Raw genomic sequence first — 19,709 nt, 5'->3', positions numbered from 1 at the left:
TTAACTACAGGCTTTTTTTGTAGAGTTGTAAGCCTTAGTAAATCCTAGTAATGAGTAATGATCAATTGTTTGAGAGCCTTTTTGATTATATCCAGTAATCATTATTCTAGAGCCTTTTTTCATTCTCTTAATCATTCTAAACTCAATTTTATTATCAGCAATCCACGCAAAACCTTGTTCTTTTATATCAAATTTAAATTTATTTTTTCCTGACTGGGCAACTACAGAGTTATTTTTATTAAACTCATAACCACCTGTAACACTTACTTCATCAATTATTTTTTCTGCAGGTCTAAAAGCAATAAATAACTTTGCATCTCTTTTATTTGATTTTGGAGCCTGTAAAATAGGAGATGATTGAGCAAAACATACTTTCCCGGTCGCATCAGTTAAAATCATTGATTCCCAGTCTTTATATTTACCAATTTTTTTTATTTCTTCTGCAGACAATTGATTAACACAACCAATAAATAATATTGATACAACTGATAGAATTTTTTTAATTATGGACATGGATTAGGATAAATTGTTTGAACATTATTAATTTCTTTAATGACATCATCAGTTAGGTTGATATTTACACTTTCTATATTTGTTTTCAACTGCTCCATCGTAGTTGCCCCAATAATAACGGAAGTTACAAATGGTTGAATTTCTAAAAATTTTAAAGACATCTGAGCTAAATCAAGACCATGTTTGTTAGCAATTCCATAATAAGCATCAACAGCTTTTTCTGTGTTAGGCTTTGCATATCTTGTCCAAAAATTAGGATCTCTTTCAATTCTTGAATTTTTAGGCAGTTGATTATTTCTATATTTCCCTGATAAATATCCACTTGCCAATGGTGAATATGCCAATAGACCAATCTCATCTCTAATTGATATTTCGGCTAATCCAACCTCATAGGTTCTATTTAATAAGCTGTAAGGATTTTGAATAGACATCATTCTTGGTAAATCTTTTTCTTTAGATAATTCCAAATATTTAGAAACACCCCATGGTGTTTCATTTGATAAACCTATTTCTCTTATTTTTCCTGCATCAATGAATCTTTTGAGATTGCCAAGGACATCTTCAAATTTATTCCACTCACCATTCTCTTTATGCTCATATCCAAGACGTCCAAACATATTTGTATTTCTTTCAGGCCAGTGTAATTGATAAAGATCAATGTAATCTGTTTGTAATCTCTTTAAGCTATCATTGATTGCTTGAGTCATCTTATCTATTCCATAATTATTTCCTCCACCTCTTAAATATGCTCTCATAGGGCCTGCAACTTTTGATGCTAAAATAACCTTGTCTCTCTTTTTTGATTTTTTAAACCAGTTACCTATTATGATTTCCGTATGACCATAAGTTTCTTCCCTTGGTGGAACTGCATATAATTCAGCGGTATCCCAAAAGTTAATACCTTGGTCTAAAGCATAATCCATTTGTTCAAAACCTTCTTCTTGAGTATTTTGTTCACCCCAAGTCATAGTGCCGAGACAAATTGTACTTACTTCGAGATTAGTATTGCCTAGTTTTTTATAATTCATAATGGTTTTTGTTTAATTTGGATATTTTTAATCTTTTTAAGGTATCTTGAATAATTAGTAAAAGACTATTATATATTACTTATTATGGAATTTGATAAAAACGGAATCTTAAATAGAGCCAAAGCTGCTCAACAGTCAACAGTTGTAATGGATGAAGGTTTAAGAACCTACATGCTAAAAGTATATAATTACATGGCAACTGGAATTTTATTAACAGGAATAGTTGCACTTTTAACATTTAAAATGTCAGTGGTGACTAATGATGCTGGATCTATTGTAGCATTAACCTCAATAGGTAATGCAATATATTTGTCTGGATTAAAATGGCTTGTTATGCTGGCGCCTTTAGGAATAGTTTTTTATATGAGTTTTGGAATAAATAAAATGAGTGCTTCAAAAGCTCAAACGACTTTCTGGGTTTTTGCAGGATTAATGGGCTTATCTTTGTCATCAATTTTATTAGTTTATACCGGAATGAGTGTTACCAGGGTTTTCTTTATATGTTCAGCAACTTTTGGTGCAATGAGCATTTATGGTTATACAACTAAAAGAGATTTAACAAAACTTGGCTCATTTTTGATGATGGGTTTAATTGGAATAATAATCGCTTCAATAGTTAACATTTTTATGAAATCTTCAATGATGTATTTTGTAATATCAATCCTAGGTGTTTTAATTTTTGTAGGCTTAACAGCATATGATACTCAAAAAATTAAAAATATGTATGCAGCAAGTGATACAGGTGAGATCATGGGTAAAAAAGCAGTGATGGGTGCTCTTACTCTTTACCTAGACTTTATAAATTTATTTATAATGTTGCTAAGATTGTTTGGACAAAGAAGATAATTAAAATTTAATAGATTTTACCAAGTTAAATAAATCATTTTTAGTTTCTTCGCATTTATCCCAACAGGCAGAAGTAACAACATATTCTTTTTTCTTATATAAAAATATTATTTGTTGAGTAACAACTCCTTCCATAAAAGAACTTTCGTTTTCTCTGTACATACTCCAATCAGCAAATGAAGGTTGATCATGCATTCTGCACTCTTTAAGATCTACTTTTCTTTTACCAACTTTTTTTTCAATTTTTAAAATTTTTTTACATTGTTTTAAGACTTTTTTTTTATTAACTTTGTAATTGTTATCAAAAACCAAAATATTTATATTATTTAATGGGTGGCTAGAAAAATTATAAAGCAATTCTATTTTTTGATTTTTAAGACGTTGTTTTGCTAAGTTAATTTGTTTTTTTATAAGTGGATCTTTATTTGAGTGATTGTAGACATCATAAAGATTATTTTTATTAAATATTTGATAACCTTTTGGAAGCTCAAAACTAAAGTTTTCAATACTAGTAAATTGTTCTGCCTTTAATGGACCCATTAACAAAATAAAAAATATTAAAAAAATTTTATACATACGTTGTGTTAAACAACACTTTTAATAAATTTACTAGACCATCTAGAGTATTCTTTAATTGTAATATTTGATGGTTCAATTAAAATTTTTCTTTTATCTTCAGTTGAGTTTTTTTTATTTATAAACTTTCCCTCAACACCCTTACCAATAAAATTTAAAACTGTTCTTCTTGATGCATATTGATCAACATCAGTCACAAGTTTTTCAATAGAAATTTCTTTTTTTTCAAAATAGCAATTTATTAAAGTTAGCCAAATAATGTAACCATATGCACCATTAGATCTAAAAAACTTTATGGAAGGTTTAGACCAGTCTTCTTTGAGATCGCTGATTAAATATTTTGCAAGCTTAGACATTCTTTAAAATACCATACCTAACCATCAATCAAATTAAAAATAATAATTAAATCTGAGACATTTCGTATGCAGTATTTGCACTTATTTTTTCAAAGATTTTATGAAAATAATTTATTTAATGAATAGTATTTCAAAAATTTTAGCAATTTTATCCTTACCCCTTTTATTAAATGCATGTGGTGGTGGTGGCGGTAGTGGCGGTAGTGCAGGAGGTGGAGCTAGCTACACTGTTCCTAATTGCACTGATGCTGGAAATTCAACAATAAGAGATGCAGAGTATTATGGTATGTCAAATGGAAGTAATTATGCATTAGCAAGAATTTGTGCTGGTGCTGCTTATGCTAGAGGGGCTACAGGATCAGGAATTAATGTTGCTGTTATTGATACAGGTATTGCTCTTTATGGTAGCGGAAATAATTATCATTTAGATTTTGGTGGAAATAACGACTCACTTCCAAGTTCTAAAATTGTAACTCCTACTGGAAGTGACAATATAAATTCAGATAATATTCCTAATGACGACGAAGGTCATGGAACACATGTTGCAGGAATTATAGGAGCAGATAATGATAATCAAGCCGATTCACCAATTGTTACAGATGGGATGCATGGTGTAGCATATGAGTCTAAACTTTATATTTTTAAGGCCGGCAATTCTGATGGTGCATTTCCTGATGCTGCAATAGCAAGTTCACTTTCAGAAGCAATTACTGCAGGTGTTGATATAATAAATAATAGCTATGGTGACTCTGCAGAAATAGGTGTTGATTGTAATAGTGCTTCAAGTTGTGAGACTGCGATAGGTAGTTCAGTGTATACTCAGATGGAAGCAGTTGGTGCTGCAGATATAATAAATGTATGGGCGGCTGGCAATGATAGCAAAGATAATCCATCATTATTAGCAGGTGCTCATTTGTATGATACTGACTTTCAAGACTTATCAATTGCCGTGGTAGCTGTTGGAACAGATGGAAAAATTGCAAGTTATTCAAATAAATGTGGAGTTGTTGCTGCATACTGTGTTGCAGCCCCTGGTAGCTCTATTTATGCGCCATGGTATTTTGCAAATGGATATCATGTTGCTAAAAGTGGTACCTCGATGGCAGCCCCAATGGTTTCAGGAGCACTAGCTTTAGTGAAACATGAGTTTAGCTCTCTTACAAATGCACAAGTTGTTAGTAGATTATTTACTACAGCTCTAGATACGGATGAATATTCACAGAGTTCAATATATGGTCATGGACTAATAAATTTAAATGCTGCTACAGCTGCGGTAGGAAGTCTGCAAACAATTGGGGGAAGCAACCTATTAGATGATCCTAATGCAAGCTACTACGATTTAATTAATAATAATTTTATAAGTAGTGCAGCATTTTCTAATGCTTTGAAATCAGCTCTTAATGCTCAAACAATGGAAGTGTATGATAGTTTCGATAGAGCTAATTTTGATGTTGCTGTCGATGGCTTTTTTACTTCTGGGAGCTACACCTCTCAAAATACAATTGAAAACCATATGTCAAGACTTGAACCAAAAACTACTAAGAAAAATAAACACAAAAATTTATATGGTAGTTTTACAATAGAGACAGATGGTAATTACATAGAAAGTTCTTTGTTTTATTCAGCAGGAGATTTCTTGGCACTAGGTTATAATCAATCAACTAATAGCTTTGAAAATGCAATAGATCCATTATCTAATTTCTTTAATGATAGCAATTTTGGTAACAATTATTTAGTAAATCCCTATTTTAATACCGGATCAGGACAAGACTATTTTATGTCGTTTAATAACAATAGTAGTTTTGGATTTGATACTTTTACAAACGCAAATGGTAATGACTTAGGTTTAGCGTTTAACTTAAATCCTTTATCAAGTTCAAATGAAGGAATGAAAAATGCTGGAGATTTGCAAATAGTATTTGGAGCAAACTACGAGCAAAATAAATTTTTAAATTCCACATCAACAGGTGCTTTTGCAACAGGTGATTTGTCTAATACAAACTTTACTGGAATTAAATATAAAAAGAATTTAGGTGATGATTTTACTTTTGTAGGTTCAGGATTTGCAGGATATACTTATATCGATAAAGCTTCAAACTCATATATTGATAGTTCAACTCCATTATTAACAAGTTCATTTACTTTAGGTCTTACGAAAGCTAATTTTTTAAAAAAAGATCAGAGAATAGGATTTTTTATAGATCAGCCACAAAGAGTTGAAGATGGTAGTATGAATTTAAGATTACCAACATCATCAGATAGAGATAGAACTGTCACTTATAGCAACCTAAATGTTGATTTAGAACCCGATGCCAGACAAATAAATTTTGATATTGTTTTTAATAAAACGATCACAGAATCGTCTAATTTGAGTGCCAACTTAACTCATGTTCAAAATGGTGATCATTCAAATGGTTCAAAAAATCAAAATTTTATGTCATTGTTCTATAAAAAAACTTTTTAAATTGAGTTTGAATAAATTAAGTATTTTTATAAGTTTTTTGTTATTCTCTTGTTCTAGTCATTTGATTCAAGCCGAAGAAATAAAACCTCAAAATTTAAAATGCGGATCTAATAGTGGAGTAACATTTTTTGAAAAAAATGGATTATTTACTCTTAATGATGAAGATTTTATCTATAAATTAAGATTAATAGATAAAAATTTAACTAAGGAAGAATTTAATTTTATTTATATCTCAAAGCCTCAGAATACAGGGGGATATTCATTGAATTTGGAAAAAATTATTAAAAAAAAAGATAAGCACCAAATTTATTTTAAAGAAAATAAACCACCCCAAGGTTCAGCTAATATTATGGCAATAACCGCAACATACTGTTTTTTAAAAATAAATGATTTAGATAAGGCAACAGTTATAATTAAATAACTTTAAAGTTTTTTCCAGTTAGTATTTTTTAATAAAATTCTAAGATCTAATGAGTTTTTGAGAATTTTACCAGTAGTATCTGTAATTAAGTATTTAAGATTTTTATTCTTTGGCTTAAAGTTTTTACAAATTTTATATAAAGCATTCTCTGCAGCATTTCTAAAGACACTAAAGCTAACTTGTTTACTTGAGATACTTAATCCATAATCTTTCCATGATCCTTCAGAGACCATTTTTGCATATAGATCTAAGATAACCTTTAGTTCATCTCGCTCAAAAAATTGTCTTTCTTCTATTTGTTTATGGGGATTATTGACTACTAGTTTTAAATTACTAGGCATCAATTTTATGCTTATTGATTAATGGTATCTGGAAACCGGTAAAAATTATAGTTATTGGCAACATGCCCCATACTTTAAAGTTAACCCAAAACTCCTCCGATTGAGTTCTCCAAACACATTCATTTAATATTGCAAGGCCCAAGAAAAAAAACATCCATCTTTTATTTAATAATTCCCAACCAATATCTGTTAGTGGGATTGATTTACCCATAATTTTTTTTAGAACAGGCTCTTTAGCAAAATATTTCCCAAAAAATAATGCTAAAGCAAATAAAATATTTATAATTGTTGGTTTAATATAAATAAATATCGGATCATTAAAATAAATAGTTAAGCCACCAAAAAAAGTAATTAATATTCCACTTATTAAGGGCATCATTGGTATTTTTTTTTCAAAAAACCAAACAACAGCCAATGCAATTAAAGTTGCAACTATAAGTGGAGGAATAGCAACTGATAAATTTTTATCATTATTATAATAATAAAAAAAAAATATAGCTAATGGTCCAAAATCTGTAACGAATTTTAAAAAAGATTTATTCACTTAAAATATAATAACATATTTGCCACATCACAAAACATTAATATTTTTAGCATTGATTTTTATTTTTAAATACCCATACTAATAACTATGCCAATTCAAAAAGCCAAGTTCTCAATTGGGGACATCGTAAAACACAAACATTTCGAATTTAGAGGGGTTATATATGATGTTGATTTTGAATTTAATAATTCTGAGGAGTGGTATCAATCTATTCCCAAAAATGTTAGACCAAGAAAAGATCAACCTTTCTATCATTTGCTGGCTGAAAATGAGGAAATAACTTACGAAGCCTACGTTTCAGAACAAAATCTATTAATGGACGATTCTGACGAGCCAATAAAACATCCTTTAATTGAGGAAATTTTTTCAGGAAAAAAAGGGTCAAGTTATTTTAAGATGTCTAATTAAATCTATCATTTTTCAAACACATTTAGCTCAAATCTAAGCCATATAAATTGAGTAAAAAACTTATATTCTGATCAGGGATGTTAAATTTTAATTCAAAATTATTATCTCCCTCTGCATTCTTGATCAGAAATCCTTTTCGTAATAAACATTGTTAACTAATTATGTTTAAACTTTTTCAACCAAATAGAATTTTTCGAATAACCTCAAAAGCTCCGAAATATATTTTATTTTTATTTGTGATTGTGCTTTCTATTGGATTAACTGAAGCCCTAATATTATCTCCAGAAGATTATAAACAAAGTGATGCTGTTAGAATAATGTATGTACATGTTCCAGCTGCCTGGACAGCATTAGGAATTTTTTCATCTATTACCTTATTATCTATTAGTGGTTTTATTTTTAAGAATAAAATTTTTTTTTTAATCTCTAAAAGTTTGGCACCGTCTGGTTTTGTTTTTAATATAATTGCATTAGTTACTGGTTCTATTTGGGGGAAACCAACCTGGGGAACATGGTGGGCTTGGGATGCTCGAATTACATCGATGTTAATATTGGCACTTTTTTATGCAATGTATCTAGTTTCGTGGAGAATTTATGAAAGTGAAGAAAAGGTTTTTAAGATTACAACATTTATAACGATTATAGGTATAGTCAATGTTCCTATTACTAAATATTCAGTAGATTGGTGGAATACACTTCATCAACCAGCATCAATCAATATTTTATCAAAAAGCTCAATTCATTCATCAATGCTTTTCCCTTTGCTAATAATGACTGCGGCATTTGCTCTTTTTTCATTGCTAATTTTCTTAATGAAATATAATACAGAACTGATAAAAATTAAAAATAAAGGCCTAGATAGACTATGATAAATGAACTATTTTTTATGAACGGATATGAGACTTACGTATTGTCTGCTTTCAGTTTTACACTTTTAAGTTTTTCAGCACTATACTTGATTACAAAAGTTCAATTTACTAAGGAACAAAATAAATTTGTAGCTAAATTTGGATCTCTAAACTCTGAGAAAGCTAAATCTGCAAAATCACAAAAAATAAATAAAGAAATTTTAGCTAACGCCACAAATAATTAACTTTTAAACCATGTATGGTCGTAAAGTTAAATTAAGATTTTTGTTTGTAGCTCTTATTCTAATTACTTTAATACTTACGGTATTTCTAGTCTTAAAATCACTTGAAGAAAACGTAGTATATTTTCAATCACCTTCAGAGATTAAAGCTTTATCAGAATTAGATAAAAAAAAAATTAGAATAGGTGGAATGGTAAAAAAAAATTCCATTTTAGTAGAGGCCAGTGAAGTTAAGTTCATAATTACAGATTTCAAAAATGAAATTAATGTCACTTACTCAGGCGCAATCCCAAATCTTTTTGCAGAAGATAAAGGAGTGGTTGCAGAAGGTTTTTTAAAAGACAGAAATTTTTTTTCTGCCACAAAAATTTTAGCAAAACATGATGAAAATTATATGCCTCCAGAGGTAAAAGAGGCGCTTGGAGAAAGATAAAATGCTATTTAGTGTTATAGGAAATTATTCATTATTTCTTGGACTTTTTTTTGGATTGGTTCTCATTTATCTTTCTGTAAAAAATTTTAAAAATCCAAAATTATTAGATACTAAAATTTTATCATTCACATTTTTACAATTTTTTTTAGTTGTAATTAGTTTTTTATGTTTAGTTTTATCATTTGTATTATCTGACTTTAGTAACGAAACTGTTTTTAATAATTCACATACAACAAAACCATTTTTCTATAAAATTGCTGGAACCTGGGGCAATCATGAAGGAAGTTTATTACTGTGGTTACTTGTTTTAACATTGTTTATTCTTATTTTTTTAATAAGAACTAAAAATCAACCTATAAAGTATAGAATTTTAACTTTAACGTTTCAGCAGATTATAATTATAGGTTTTTTTATTTTTTTGATCAAAACATCAAACCCTTTTAATTATATTTATCCAATACCAACAGAAGGATTGGGGCTTAATCCAATACTACAAGACCCAGCTTTAGCAATTCACCCTCCAATTTTATATTTGGGTTATGTAGGTTCTTCAATAATTTTTTCTTCAGTTCTGGCTGCAACAACTTTAAATATTGTCTCACAAAAATGGGCGTCTCATATAAAAAAATGGGCTTTAAGTTCGTGGATTTTTTTAACTCTAGGAATTTTATTGGGATCCATTTGGGCGTATTATGAGTTAGGTTGGGGTGGTTTTTGGTTTTGGGACCCAGTCGAAAATGTCTCTTTAATGCCATGGCTTGCATTAACAACACTTTTACACTGTATTTTGGTTTTAGAGAAAAAATTAATCTTAACTTCTTGGGTTATAATATTATCAATATCAACATTTGCACTAAGCATGAGTGGTACATTTTTGGTTAGATCAGGAATTCTTAACTCTGTACATACTTTTGCAAATGATCCAGAAAGAGGTTTATTTATTTTAATTTTTTTATTTTCTTTAATTTTTCTTTCATTATTTATTTTTTTCTTTTTTCATAAAACTAATAAAAATAATTTAAATAGTTTTTTCTGGTTAAGCAAAGAAACAGCTATAATAGTTAACAATTGGTTTATGATGTATTTTTTATCAGTTGTTTTGATTGGTACTATTTATCCTATTTTTCTTGATGTTTTGTCTTCTCAAAAAATATCTGTTGGACCACCTTTTTATCATAAGCTTATTATACCTTTTTTAGTTCCCTTTTTACTGATTATGGCGATTGGACCAAAGTTGAAATGGATTAAATCAAACTTAGATGACAAAATTTATTTAATTTCATTATTAATCATTTCAATTTTTTTATCCATTTTAATTGTTAAAAACTTCAGCCCTAATTTTTTGATAAACACAATTTTAATTTCAAGTGCTTTATATTTGTTTTTTATTACTTTAAGAGATTTTTTTATTAAAGGATTTAAAAATCTAGCACAAAATATAGCTCATTTTGGTTTTAGTTTATTAATTTTAAGTATTCTTTTTAACAGTTTATTTTCAAATGAAATTATTACAAATTTAAGAGTGGGAGAAATTTTTCAGGACACAAAAACAAAAATAGTTTTTAAAAGTATTAGTCAAAAAAAGGAAAAAAATTATAGATCGATTATAGGTAATTTCATTGTGCAAGATTCTAAAGGTAAAATAGAAAATCTATCACCAGAGCTAAGGATATATAATCAACCAAATATTGCCACTAGTGAGGCTGATATTAAAACGACACTATTGTCAGATAAGTTTATTGTTATTAACATGGTTCAAAATCAGAACTTTTTTAATGTTAGGTATCAGGTTAAACCATTTATGTTGTGGATTTGGCTTTCAGTAATTTTGATCAGCTTTGGTGGATTAGTGAGCTTTGTTAAAAAAGAATATGAAAAATAAATTTTTACCATTTTCAATCGTTTTAATTTTTATAACAATTTTTATTATTTTTTATAAAGGTTTACAGGACACTAATATTTATACCCCGGAAGTAAAAATAAATTATGAAGTGCCTTCAGTTTCAGTCGAATTATTTGATTCAGGCAAAACAGTTAATACACTTAAAATTTTTAATACAGATAAATTTTATTTATTAAATATTTGGTCATCTTGGTGTGTTCCTTGTAAGCAAGAACATTTAATTTTAATGGATTTGATAAAAAACGATAATTTAAAGATTATTGGCATTAACTACAAAGACACAAAAAAAAATGCAAAAAAATTCCTTGAAGAGCTTGGAAATCCTTATGATAAGATAATTTTTGATAATGATGGCACCAATGCTATTGAATGGGGCGCTTATGGAGTTCCGGAGTCTTTTCTAATCAATAAAAATAAAATTATTAAAAAATATATAGGGCCACTTAGCAAAGAGTCTATGGAAGAAATTAAATTATTTATAAAATGAAAATATTTAAATTCTTTTTAATCATTTTTTTTATTTTTCCTATTAATAGTTTGAAAGCCGACAATGAAATTTTGAAAAATAAAATTACAAAAAATTTACGTTGTTTGATCTGTCAGGGACAATCAGTTTACGATTCTGACTCAGAATTTGCAAATAGTTTGAAAATTGTAGTTGATAGTAAAATTGATGAAGGATTATCTGAAAAACAAATTTATTCTTATTTTCAAAGTAAATATGGTGAATGGATTTTATATGATCCTTTGTTTAATAGGAATACCTACTTTCTTTGGCTATTACCTCTATTGATATTTTTTGTTGGCGGTGCAATAATATTTAATAAATTTATAAAAAAACCATAATAATCTGCTATTAACAATAATGAGTTTTAAAAAATTAATTATAATTTTAACTATATTTTTTACTGCCACTAGATTGCTTGCGGCAGAAAACAGCAGTCATCAGTATAATTTTTTTACAGGCAATTTTGATTTTAGTGATGATAAGCAAGCAGCAATGTTGTTTGGTATTCAACATCAGAATGAAAATTTAGAAAAAGATACTTTTTTAGGAAATATTTCACCAATTACTGGTGGTTTTATAACAGAAAATTCTGCTGCATATGTTTATACAGGATTTGAGTGGAACGTTGATATGGGCGCTTTAACATTCACACCTAGTTTTGCACCTGGCTTGTACTTCAAAGGAGATGGAAAAGATTTGGGTCATGTTCTTGAATTTAAATCTGAAATTCAGTTTTCTTATGATTTATCTGAAAATTCTAAAATTGGTATATCATACAATCACGTATCTAATGCAAGCATTGGAGACAAAAATCCTGGTGCGAATAGTTATATGTTTAATTTAATTAAAAATTTTTGATAACGACTATGAATTTAAAAGATTGTTATAATTTTAGTGACTTTAGAAAGTTAGCAAAAAAAAGACTACCTTCACCCATCTTCCATTACATTGATGGCGGTGCAGATGATGAGGCTACTCTTAAAAGAAATACAGAAGCATTTAATGACTGTGATTTAGTTCCCAATGTTTTAGCAAGTGTAGGCAAACCTGATTTATCAACAACTGTTTTTGGTAAAAAAATTGATATGCCTATATTTTTATCTCCAACTGCTATGCAAAGACTTTATCATCATGATGGTGATAAAGCCTCAGCTCGAGCTGCTGAAAAGTTTGGAACTTTTTATAGTATGTCTACAATGGCAAACAACACAATTGAAGAAATTGCCAAAATTTCAAAAGGACCAAAATTATTTCAACTTTATGTTCATAAAGATCAATCAATCACAGATGATTTAATTGAGAGATGTAGAACATCAGGCTATGATGGTATGTGCTTAACCGTTGACACATTGGTTGCTGGGAATAGAGAGCGAGATCACAGAACAGGATTTACTACACCACCAAAACTTACACTACAAAGTTTAATGAGTTTTGCATTGCATCCAGAATGGGTATTTAATTATTTTACGCATGGAAAATTTGAATTGTCGAATGTAAAAACTAAGACTGATAAAGGAACTAATATTTCAAAATCAGTAATACAATATATTAACGAACAGTATGATCCAGCAATGAACTGGAAAGATGCTGAGTATTGTGCAAAAAAATGGAACAAACCTTTTGCATTGAAAGGTGTAATGTCAGTAGAGGATGCTAAGAGAGCAATTGATATTGGTTGTACGGCTATAATGATCTCAAATCATGGTGGAAGGCAGCTTGATGGTTCAAGATCACCTTTTGATCAAGTAAAAGAAATCTCAGATGCGGTTGGTGATAAACTTGAAATTATTTTAGATGGTGGAATTAGAAGAGGTACTCACGTTTTAAAGGCTTTAGCAGCAGGGGCTACAGCGTGCAGTTTCGGTAAAATGTTCTTATTTTCTCTAGGTGCTGGGGGTCAAGCAGGAGTAGAACGTCTATTGCAGAATATGCACGATGAAATTAATCGAAATATGGTACTAATGGGATGCAAAACTATTCAAGAATTGAATAGATCAAAAATAATTTATCGAAAATAAATAATTAAGGAGAATTAAAAAATGAAATTAGCAGCAAGTTTAAATCGCTTGGGAACCGAGTCAGCTTTCAGTGTTTTAGCAGAAGCTAAAAAATTAGAAGCAGCAGGAAACCCAATGATACATCTAGGACTTGGTCAACCTGATTTCAAAACGCCAAAACATATAGTTGAAGCAGCTAAAAAAGCTCTTGATGATGGTCATCATGGGTATGTTCTTTCAAATGGAATTCTTGAGTGCAGACAATCAGTCACTAGAAAAATTAAAAAACTTTATAATCAAGATATAGATCCAGAGAGAATTATTATAATGCCAGGTGGAAAACCTACAATGCATTACGCCATTCAATGTTTTGGTGAACCTGGGGCAGAAATTATTCACCCAACACCTGCATTTCCAATTTATGAGTCTATGATTAATTATACTGGATCAACAGCAGTCCCTTATGATTTGACTGAAGACAAAGATTTAAAATTTAGTGCTGATAAGATTTTGTCTTTGATAACTGATAAAACTAGATTGTTAATTTTAATTAATCCGAATAATCCCACAGGAAGTTTTGTAGAAAAATCAGAAATAGACAAATTAGCAGAGGGACTAAAAAAATATCCTCATGTAACAATTCTAAGTGATGAAATTTATAGTAGACAAATTTTTGATGGAAAAGAAATGCCTTCATTTTTTAACTATCCAGAATTAAGAGATAGATTAATAGTTCTTGAAGGTTGGAGTAAAGCCTATTCAATGACTGGTTGGAGATTGGGTTGGAGTTTTTGGCCAGAAGAATTAGTTGAACATATTAATAAATTGTTAATTAATAGCGTGTCATGTGTTAATGCAGCAGCACAGTTTGCAGGTATTGCGGCTTTAGATGGGCCTGACGACTCTATAAATGAAATGATGGAAAAATTTACCCAAAGAAGAAAATTAATTCATGAAGGGCTAAATAGTTTGCCAGGTGTTGAATGTAGTTTGCCAGGTGGAGCATTTTACGCTTTTCCTAAAGTTATAGGAACTGGAATGGATGGTTCAGAATTTTGTAAAAGAGCAATGCATGAAGCTGGAGTTGCAATAGTTCCAGGAACTGCTTTTGGTAAAACTTCTAAAGATTATGTAAGATTTAGTTTTGCAGCCTCTCAAGATAACATTTCTAACGCATTGGAAAATATCAAAAAAATGCTAGGCTAGTATTAATGACTGATCTAGTGCTGCCGAAAATTGATAAAAATACAATCAAACGTAAAGATGAAATTGTAAAAAACTTATCTAAAATTTCTGGTTTAGAAAATGTGTTAAGTCATCCTGATGAAATTAAACCTTATGAAACAGACGCTTTAGCAGCTTACACACAAAGTCCATTAACTGTAATTTTACCAAAAGATACAAAAGAAGTTAGTGAGATTTTAAAATATTGCTATGAAGAAAATATAAAAGTAATACCAAGAGGCGCAGGTACAGGCTTGTCAGGAGGTGCTTTACCACTGCAGGATGCGGTCGTATTAGGATTAGGAAAATTTAATAAAATTTTAGACATTAATTATGAAAATAAATATGTAGTAACTCAACCAGGTGTTACTAATTTAGGAATAACTCATGCAGTACAACATAAAGATTTTTATTATGCTCCAGATCCATCTAGTCAATTAGCTTGTTCTATTGGAGGAAATGTTGCTGAAAATTCTGGTGGTGTTCACTCTTTAAAATATGGAACAACTACGAATAATATTTTAGGTGTTGAAATGGTTTTGATGGATGGAACTATTTGTAGAATTGGAGGAAAAACATTAGATCAAGAGGGATATGATTTAATGGGTTTGATTTGTGGCTCTGAAGGATTGCTTGGAGTTGTGACGGAGGTAACTGTTAAAATTTTAAAAAAACCTCAAGTAGTTAAAGCAGCATTGATAGGGTTTCCATCAATTAAAGAAGGAGGTAATGCAGCCTCAGATATTATATCTAATGGAATTGTCCCAGCTGGAATGGAAATAATGGACAAAGCTTTAATTGAAGCAACTGATAATTTTAGTAAAGCAGGATATCCACGTGATGCAGAATTATTATTAATAGTTGAGTTAGACGGGACTGAGTCTGAAGTAAATGAATTATTGAAGAAAGTAAGTGAAATTTCAAAAAAAAATAATTGCTCAAGTTTAAAGTTGAGTAAAAATGAAAAAGAAAGATTATCGTTTTGGGCCGGAAGAAAGGCAGCTTTTCCAGCTTGTGGTGCGATGGCACCTGATTATTATTGCATGGATGGTGTTATTCCAAGAGGGAAGCTTGCAGTAGCCTTATTAGAGATTAAAAAATTATCTCAAAAATATGAATTATTAGTTGCTAATTGTTTTCATGCAGGAGATGGAAATCTTCATCCATTGATAATGTTCGATGGAAGCGATAAAGAGCAACTAAGAAAAACAGAGGAGTTTGGGGCAGAAATACTTAAACTTTGTGTGAAATTAGGTGGGGTTATTACTGGTGAACATGGAGTTGGTATAGAAAAAAGAGAATTAATGTGTGAAATGTTTAATGACAAGGATATTCAACAACAGCTTGATATTAAAAAATCATTAGATGAAAAAAATTTATTAAATCCAGGAAAAGTTTATCCTATCTTAAGAAAATGCACAGAGGAAGGAAGGGTTCATGTCCATAAGGTCGAAAATAAATTCCCAGATCTTCCAAGATTCTAACAACACTTATTTCCCAAAAAATGAGGAAGAAGTATCAATTTTAATTAAAGAATTTTATAAAAAAAATCTTCCAACTGAAATTATTGGAACTAATACAAAAAATTTTATTGGAAATAAAACACAAACATCTAATAAAATTTCACTTTCCAAATTAACAGGTATCATTGATTATTTTCCAGAGGAACTATACATAAAAGTAAAAGCTGGTACTCTATTAGAGGATGTTGAGAAAGCTTTAGAAAAAAACAATCAAGAATTAGCTTTTGAACCAATTGATTTTGGTTTTATAGAAAATGGACAATCTAACAAAGGTACCGTTGCTGGCTATCTGTCATGTAATTATGCAGGTTCAAGAAGATTTAAAGTTGGAAGTGTAAGAGACCATGTCTTGGGGTTTAAAGGCGTAAATGGCAAAGGAGATATTATTAAATCTGGAGGAACTGTTGTAAAAAATGTAACAGGTTATGACTTGTCAAAATTAATTACAGGTTCTTTTGGAACTTTATGCATTTTAACTGAAATAACTCTTAAAGTTTTACCAAAGAAAAAATTTTCTAATACAATCGTAATTGATGCAAAAAACAATCAATTGATTTATGACCTATTTAATAAAATATCTGGTTCAAGTAGCGAGGTATCAGGCGCTGTATTTATTCCTGAAGAACCTAAGGACGACAGTTACTTAAAGAATAGAGATAAAATATTCAAATTCAATGATTTGGATTTTAAAGGCTCATTTTTAGCATTTAGAGTTGAGGGAGATAAAATTTCTATTAATGAAAAAATAAAATCTTTGACAGAAGAGTTGCAATTAAACACTTATAAGACATTTTTATTGGATAATTATCAATCTGAACCTTTTTGGAAAAAAATAAATAATTTAGAGCTTTTTGAAAAGACCAAAAATAATTTGGTGAGAATAGTTATTGAACCTTCTAACGGGTCCACAATGATGAAGTATTTAAGTAATAAATTTAAATATTATATTGATTGGTGTGGTTCATTATTTTGGATTGAAATGCCTGCAAAAAAAAATATGAAAATTAAGGAAATTAAGAAAATCACCAAAGAGTATGGTGGATACCTAACAATTATTAAGGCATCTTCCGAATATGATTATGAAGAGTCAATTTTTACAATTGACGATGTTAGGTTGATGATTTCTAAAAAGATTAAACAAAGTTTTGATCCAAAAAGAATTTTAAATCCTGGAAAGATGTATAGAGGAGTTTAATGCAAACAAATTTTTCAAAAAAACAGTTAGAAAATAAAGATAATTTAGCTACCGAAAAAATTTTCAAACAATGTGTTCATTGTGGAATGTGTAATGCAACGTGCCCCACTCATCAATTGTTAGGAGACGAACTTGATGGACCTAGAGGTAGAATTTATTTGATTAAAGATATGTTGGAAAATAATAAAAAACCAACAAGTAAAGTTGTTAAGCATATTGACAGATGCCTATCTTGTTACAGCTGCATGACCACATGTCCTGCAGGAGTGAACTATATGCACATTATAGATCATGGTAAAAAATATATCGAAAAAAATTATGAAAGATCTTTTTTTGACAAACTGATTAGATATTTTTTATCAATCACTTTACCTAATACAAAAATTTTTAGATTATCCAGTTTCTTAGTTAAATTAAGCAAACCTTTCAAATTTTTATTTCCGTCAAAGATTAAGGACATGATAGAGCTTATGCCTACTCATTTTCCAAAAAAACAACTTCCAAATAAAGAAATTTATAAAGCTAAAGGAAAAAAGAAAATCGCAAGAGTTGCTTTATTGACAGGTTGTGTACAAAAAGAAATATCTCCACAAATTAATGAGGCAACTATTAGATTGCTAAATAGGCATGGGGTTGAAGTTGTAGTTCCAAAAAAAATTAGATGTTGTGGATCTTTAAATCATCATTTGGGAAAAGAAGAAGATGCACATCAAGACTTTAAAAATAATATTAATACTTGGTATGATGAGCACCAAAAAGGAAATTTAGATGCAATTTTATCTAATACATCAGGCTGCGGTACGACAATGAAGGATTATGGATTTATATTTAGAGACGATAAAGAATTAAGCAAAAAAGCGAGAGTTATCTCTGAGCTGACTAGAGATATATCAGAATATATATTTGAGAGTTTAAAATTAGACCTTAAAGAAAAAAATAAAAAATATAAAGTTGCATATCATTCAGCGTGTTCTATGCAGCATGGTCAAAAAATTCACTCTCAACCTATATCTCTTCTAGAAAAAACAAATAATGAAATTCTTGAAATCCCAGAGGGTCATATCTGTTGTGGTTCTGCAGGGACATACAATATTTTACAGTCAGAAATAGCTAAAAAATTATTATCTAAAAAAGTAAATAATATTGAAAGTTTGAAACCTGATTTTATTTCAACAGGAAATATTGGTTGTATTACCCAAATTTCTCATGGTACAAAAGTTCCAATTGTACATACAATTGAAGTTTTAGATTGGTATACAGGAGGCCCAAAACCACAAGCACTACTAAGGAATTAATTATGAAGAAGATATTGGTTACAAGAAGACTACTTAAAGATTGCGAAGATAAAGCTCAAAACACTTTTGATGCAAAGTTAAATTCAAATGACGAACTTTATTCACAGTCAAAATTAATTGAACTAAGTGAGGGTTGTGATGCTGTGTTGACATCTTTGACTGATAAAATGGATGAAGAAACAATCAATAAACTACCTGATACTGTTAAAGTAATTTCAAATTTTGCTGTTGGATTTGGAAATATAGATTTAGAAGCTGCCAAAAAAAGAGGAATAGCTGTAACCAACACACCCGAAGTTTTGTCAGATGCAACTGCTGAAATAGGAATTCTTCTCATTTTAGGAGCATGCAGAAGAGCAGCGGAGGGAATTGAAGCTGCCAAAGAAAGTAATTGGAAATGGTCTGCAGATTATTTAATTGGGAAGCAGTTAACAGGTACTAGACTTGGTATTTTGGGAATGGGAAGAATTGGACAAAAAATTGCAAAAATTGCAAAGTCACTTGGAATGATAATTCATTATCATAATCGTTCTAAATTAAGTGAAGAAAAAGAACAGGGTGCTATTTATCATGATAGTTTAAAAAGCCTTTTTTCAGTATCAGATGTTTTGTCGATTTGTTGCCCTGCTACAAAAGAAACTGTAAATTTAATTAACAAGGAAACAGTAGAATATTTTCCTAAAGGTGCAGTAATCACAAACGTTGCACGAGGTGATATTGTAGATGATGAAGCTTTAATTGATGCTTTAAATAGAAGAAAAATTTATGCAGCTGGTTTAGATGTTTATAAAGGGGAACCAAATTTAAATCCTGGTTACCTAAAAATTAAAACTGCTTTCATTTTACCTCATCTTGGTAGCGCAACTAAAGATACTAGAACAGCAATGGCTAACTTAGCGATAGATAATATTGATGAGTTTTTCAACACAGGTAATTGTAAAAATAAAGTAAATTAAATCTTTATTCATTAATAAAAGCGCGTTTATAAGAGCTAAAAATTGATATAGATCAAACAGTTCTACCTTAGATTGTATCTAAATAGGC

23 protein-coding genes are annotated in these 19,709 nt (G+C 29.7%); 17 read left to right on the top strand and 6 right to left on the bottom strand.

What is annotated here, in order from left to right:
* Together ACIJYH_RS06680 and ACIJYH_RS06675 are read right to left on the bottom strand one after the other, a co-directional pair.
* Complete coding sequence (locus ACIJYH_RS06680) at positions 1-513, bottom strand: invasion associated locus B family protein (protein ID WP_435096583.1); 513 nt, start codon at positions 511-513, stop codon at positions 1-3.
* On the bottom strand, positions 504-1,541 hold the full coding sequence (locus ACIJYH_RS06675) for an NADP(H)-dependent aldo-keto reductase (protein ID WP_435162818.1): 1,038 nt from the start codon (positions 1,539-1,541) through the stop codon (positions 504-506). The genes ACIJYH_RS06680 and ACIJYH_RS06675 overlap by 10 nt, the downstream gene beginning before the upstream one ends.
* Positions 1,542-1,625: 84 nt before the next feature.
* Here ACIJYH_RS06675 and ACIJYH_RS06670 point away from each other — a divergent pair, with 84 nt between their 5' ends.
* Entirely contained in the window at positions 1,626-2,387 is a 762-nt protein-coding gene (locus ACIJYH_RS06670) for a Bax inhibitor-1/YccA family protein (RefSeq protein WP_435088256.1), read from the top strand.
* Here ACIJYH_RS06670 and ACIJYH_RS06665 read toward each other — a convergent pair whose 3' ends face one another.
* Positions 2,388-2,963: a hypothetical protein gene (locus tag ACIJYH_RS06665; RefSeq protein WP_435162816.1), complete on the bottom strand. Its 576-nt coding sequence runs from the start codon at positions 2,961-2,963 to the stop codon at positions 2,388-2,390.
* Between the two features lie 8 nt (positions 2,964-2,971).
* Positions 2,972-3,319 carry a hypothetical protein gene (locus tag ACIJYH_RS06660; protein ID WP_435162814.1) on the bottom strand — a complete coding sequence of 116 codons (348 nt, stop codon included), beginning with the start codon at positions 3,317-3,319 and terminating at the stop codon, positions 2,972-2,974.
* A gap of 100 nt (positions 3,320-3,419) precedes the next feature.
* Between ACIJYH_RS06660 and ACIJYH_RS06655 the strand changes: the two genes are divergently transcribed.
* Both ACIJYH_RS06655 and ACIJYH_RS06650 read left to right on the top strand, forming a co-directional pair.
* Positions 3,420-5,783: a S8 family peptidase gene (locus tag ACIJYH_RS06655; protein WP_435162812.1), complete on the top strand. Its 2,364-nt coding sequence runs from the start codon at positions 3,420-3,422 to the stop codon at positions 5,781-5,783.
* Between the two features lie 61 nt (positions 5,784-5,844).
* Positions 5,845-6,204, top strand: coding sequence for a protease complex subunit PrcB family protein (locus ACIJYH_RS06650; protein ID WP_435162811.1), 360 nt, complete (start codon positions 5,845-5,847; stop codon positions 6,202-6,204).
* 2 nt (positions 6,205-6,206) lie between these two features.
* On the opposite strand, the gene ACIJYH_RS06645 is transcribed toward ACIJYH_RS06650, so the two are convergent.
* Both ACIJYH_RS06645 and ACIJYH_RS06640 read right to left on the bottom strand, forming a co-directional pair.
* Positions 6,207-6,545, bottom strand: a complete 339-nt coding sequence (locus ACIJYH_RS06645) for a DUF2794 domain-containing protein (protein ID WP_435162809.1) — start codon at positions 6,543-6,545, stop codon at positions 6,207-6,209.
* Positions 6,538-7,089 carry a septation protein A gene (locus ACIJYH_RS06640; RefSeq protein WP_435162807.1) on the bottom strand — a complete coding sequence of 184 codons (552 nt, stop codon included), beginning with the start codon at positions 7,087-7,089 and terminating at the stop codon, positions 6,538-6,540. The genes ACIJYH_RS06645 and ACIJYH_RS06640 overlap by 8 nt, the downstream gene beginning before the upstream one ends.
* 87 nt (positions 7,090-7,176) lie before the next feature.
* Between ACIJYH_RS06640 and hspQ the strand changes: the two genes are divergently transcribed.
* The 14 genes from hspQ to ACIJYH_RS06570 all read left to right on the top strand — a co-directional run bounded on the left by hspQ (position 7,177) and on the right by ACIJYH_RS06570 (position 19,621).
* A complete protein-coding gene (gene hspQ / locus ACIJYH_RS06635; protein ID WP_435088252.1) occupies positions 7,177-7,497 on the top strand; it encodes a heat shock protein HspQ in 321 nt (106 codons plus the stop codon).
* Between the two features lie 161 nt (positions 7,498-7,658).
* Positions 7,659-8,366 carry a heme ABC transporter permease CcmC gene (gene ccmC, locus ACIJYH_RS06630; RefSeq protein ID WP_435162806.1) on the top strand — a complete coding sequence of 236 codons (708 nt, stop codon included), beginning with the start codon at positions 7,659-7,661 and terminating at the stop codon, positions 8,364-8,366.
* The gene (locus ACIJYH_RS06625) at positions 8,363-8,590 is read left to right on the top strand and encodes a heme exporter protein CcmD (RefSeq protein ID WP_435162804.1); all 228 of its coding nucleotides are present in this window, start codon (positions 8,363-8,365) and stop codon (positions 8,588-8,590) included. The genes ccmC and ACIJYH_RS06625 overlap by 4 nt, the downstream gene beginning before the upstream one ends.
* A gap of 10 nt (positions 8,591-8,600) precedes the next feature.
* Entirely contained in the window at positions 8,601-9,020 is a 420-nt protein-coding gene (ccmE, locus tag ACIJYH_RS06620) for a cytochrome c maturation protein CcmE (RefSeq protein ID WP_435088247.1), read from the top strand.
* A complete protein-coding gene (locus tag ACIJYH_RS06615; protein WP_435162803.1) occupies positions 9,007-10,902 on the top strand; it encodes a heme lyase CcmF/NrfE family subunit in 1,896 nt (631 codons plus the stop codon). The genes ccmE and ACIJYH_RS06615 overlap by 14 nt, the downstream gene beginning before the upstream one ends.
* Entirely contained in the window at positions 10,892-11,410 is a 519-nt protein-coding gene (locus ACIJYH_RS06610) for a DsbE family thiol:disulfide interchange protein (RefSeq protein ID WP_435162801.1), read from the top strand. The genes ACIJYH_RS06615 and ACIJYH_RS06610 overlap by 11 nt, the downstream gene beginning before the upstream one ends.
* Positions 11,407-11,769 carry a cytochrome c-type biogenesis protein gene (locus ACIJYH_RS06605; RefSeq protein WP_435088241.1) on the top strand — a complete coding sequence of 121 codons (363 nt, stop codon included), beginning with the start codon at positions 11,407-11,409 and terminating at the stop codon, positions 11,767-11,769. The genes ACIJYH_RS06610 and ACIJYH_RS06605 overlap by 4 nt, the downstream gene beginning before the upstream one ends.
* A gap of 19 nt (positions 11,770-11,788) precedes the next feature.
* Positions 11,789-12,289, top strand: coding sequence for an acyloxyacyl hydrolase (locus tag ACIJYH_RS06600; protein WP_435096554.1), 501 nt, complete (start codon positions 11,789-11,791; stop codon positions 12,287-12,289).
* Between the two features lie 8 nt (positions 12,290-12,297).
* The gene (locus tag ACIJYH_RS06595) at positions 12,298-13,449 is read left to right on the top strand and encodes an alpha-hydroxy acid oxidase (protein WP_435162799.1); all 1,152 of its coding nucleotides are present in this window, start codon (positions 12,298-12,300) and stop codon (positions 13,447-13,449) included.
* A gap of 21 nt (positions 13,450-13,470) precedes the next feature.
* The gene (locus ACIJYH_RS06590; RefSeq protein WP_435088235.1) at positions 13,471-14,634 is read left to right on the top strand and encodes a pyridoxal phosphate-dependent aminotransferase; all 1,164 of its coding nucleotides are present in this window, start codon (positions 13,471-13,473) and stop codon (positions 14,632-14,634) included.
* Between the two features lie 5 nt (positions 14,635-14,639).
* A complete protein-coding gene (locus ACIJYH_RS06585; protein WP_435162797.1) occupies positions 14,640-16,136 on the top strand; it encodes an FAD-linked oxidase C-terminal domain-containing protein in 1,497 nt (498 codons plus the stop codon).
* Positions 16,090-17,370 (top strand): FAD-binding protein, encoded by a 1,281-nt coding sequence (locus ACIJYH_RS06580; RefSeq protein ID WP_435162795.1) that lies wholly within the window; start codon positions 16,090-16,092, stop codon positions 17,368-17,370. Before ACIJYH_RS06585 ends, ACIJYH_RS06580 begins: the two co-directional genes overlap by 47 nt.
* Positions 17,370-18,665, top strand: coding sequence for a glycolate oxidase subunit GlcF (gene glcF, locus ACIJYH_RS06575; RefSeq protein ID WP_435162793.1), 1,296 nt, complete (start codon positions 17,370-17,372; stop codon positions 18,663-18,665). The genes ACIJYH_RS06580 and glcF overlap by 1 nt, the downstream gene beginning before the upstream one ends.
* A gap of 2 nt (positions 18,666-18,667) precedes the next feature.
* Positions 18,668-19,621, top strand: coding sequence for a 2-hydroxyacid dehydrogenase (locus tag ACIJYH_RS06570; protein ID WP_435162792.1), 954 nt, complete (start codon positions 18,668-18,670; stop codon positions 19,619-19,621).
* Positions 19,622-19,709: the final 88 nt, after the last annotated feature.

The organism is Candidatus Pelagibacter bacterium nBUS_25, assembly GCF_051200975.1.
Lineage (GTDB): Bacteria > Pseudomonadota > Alphaproteobacteria > Pelagibacterales > Pelagibacteraceae > Pelagibacter.
This window is presented reverse-complemented; position numbering and strand designations above follow the sequence as displayed.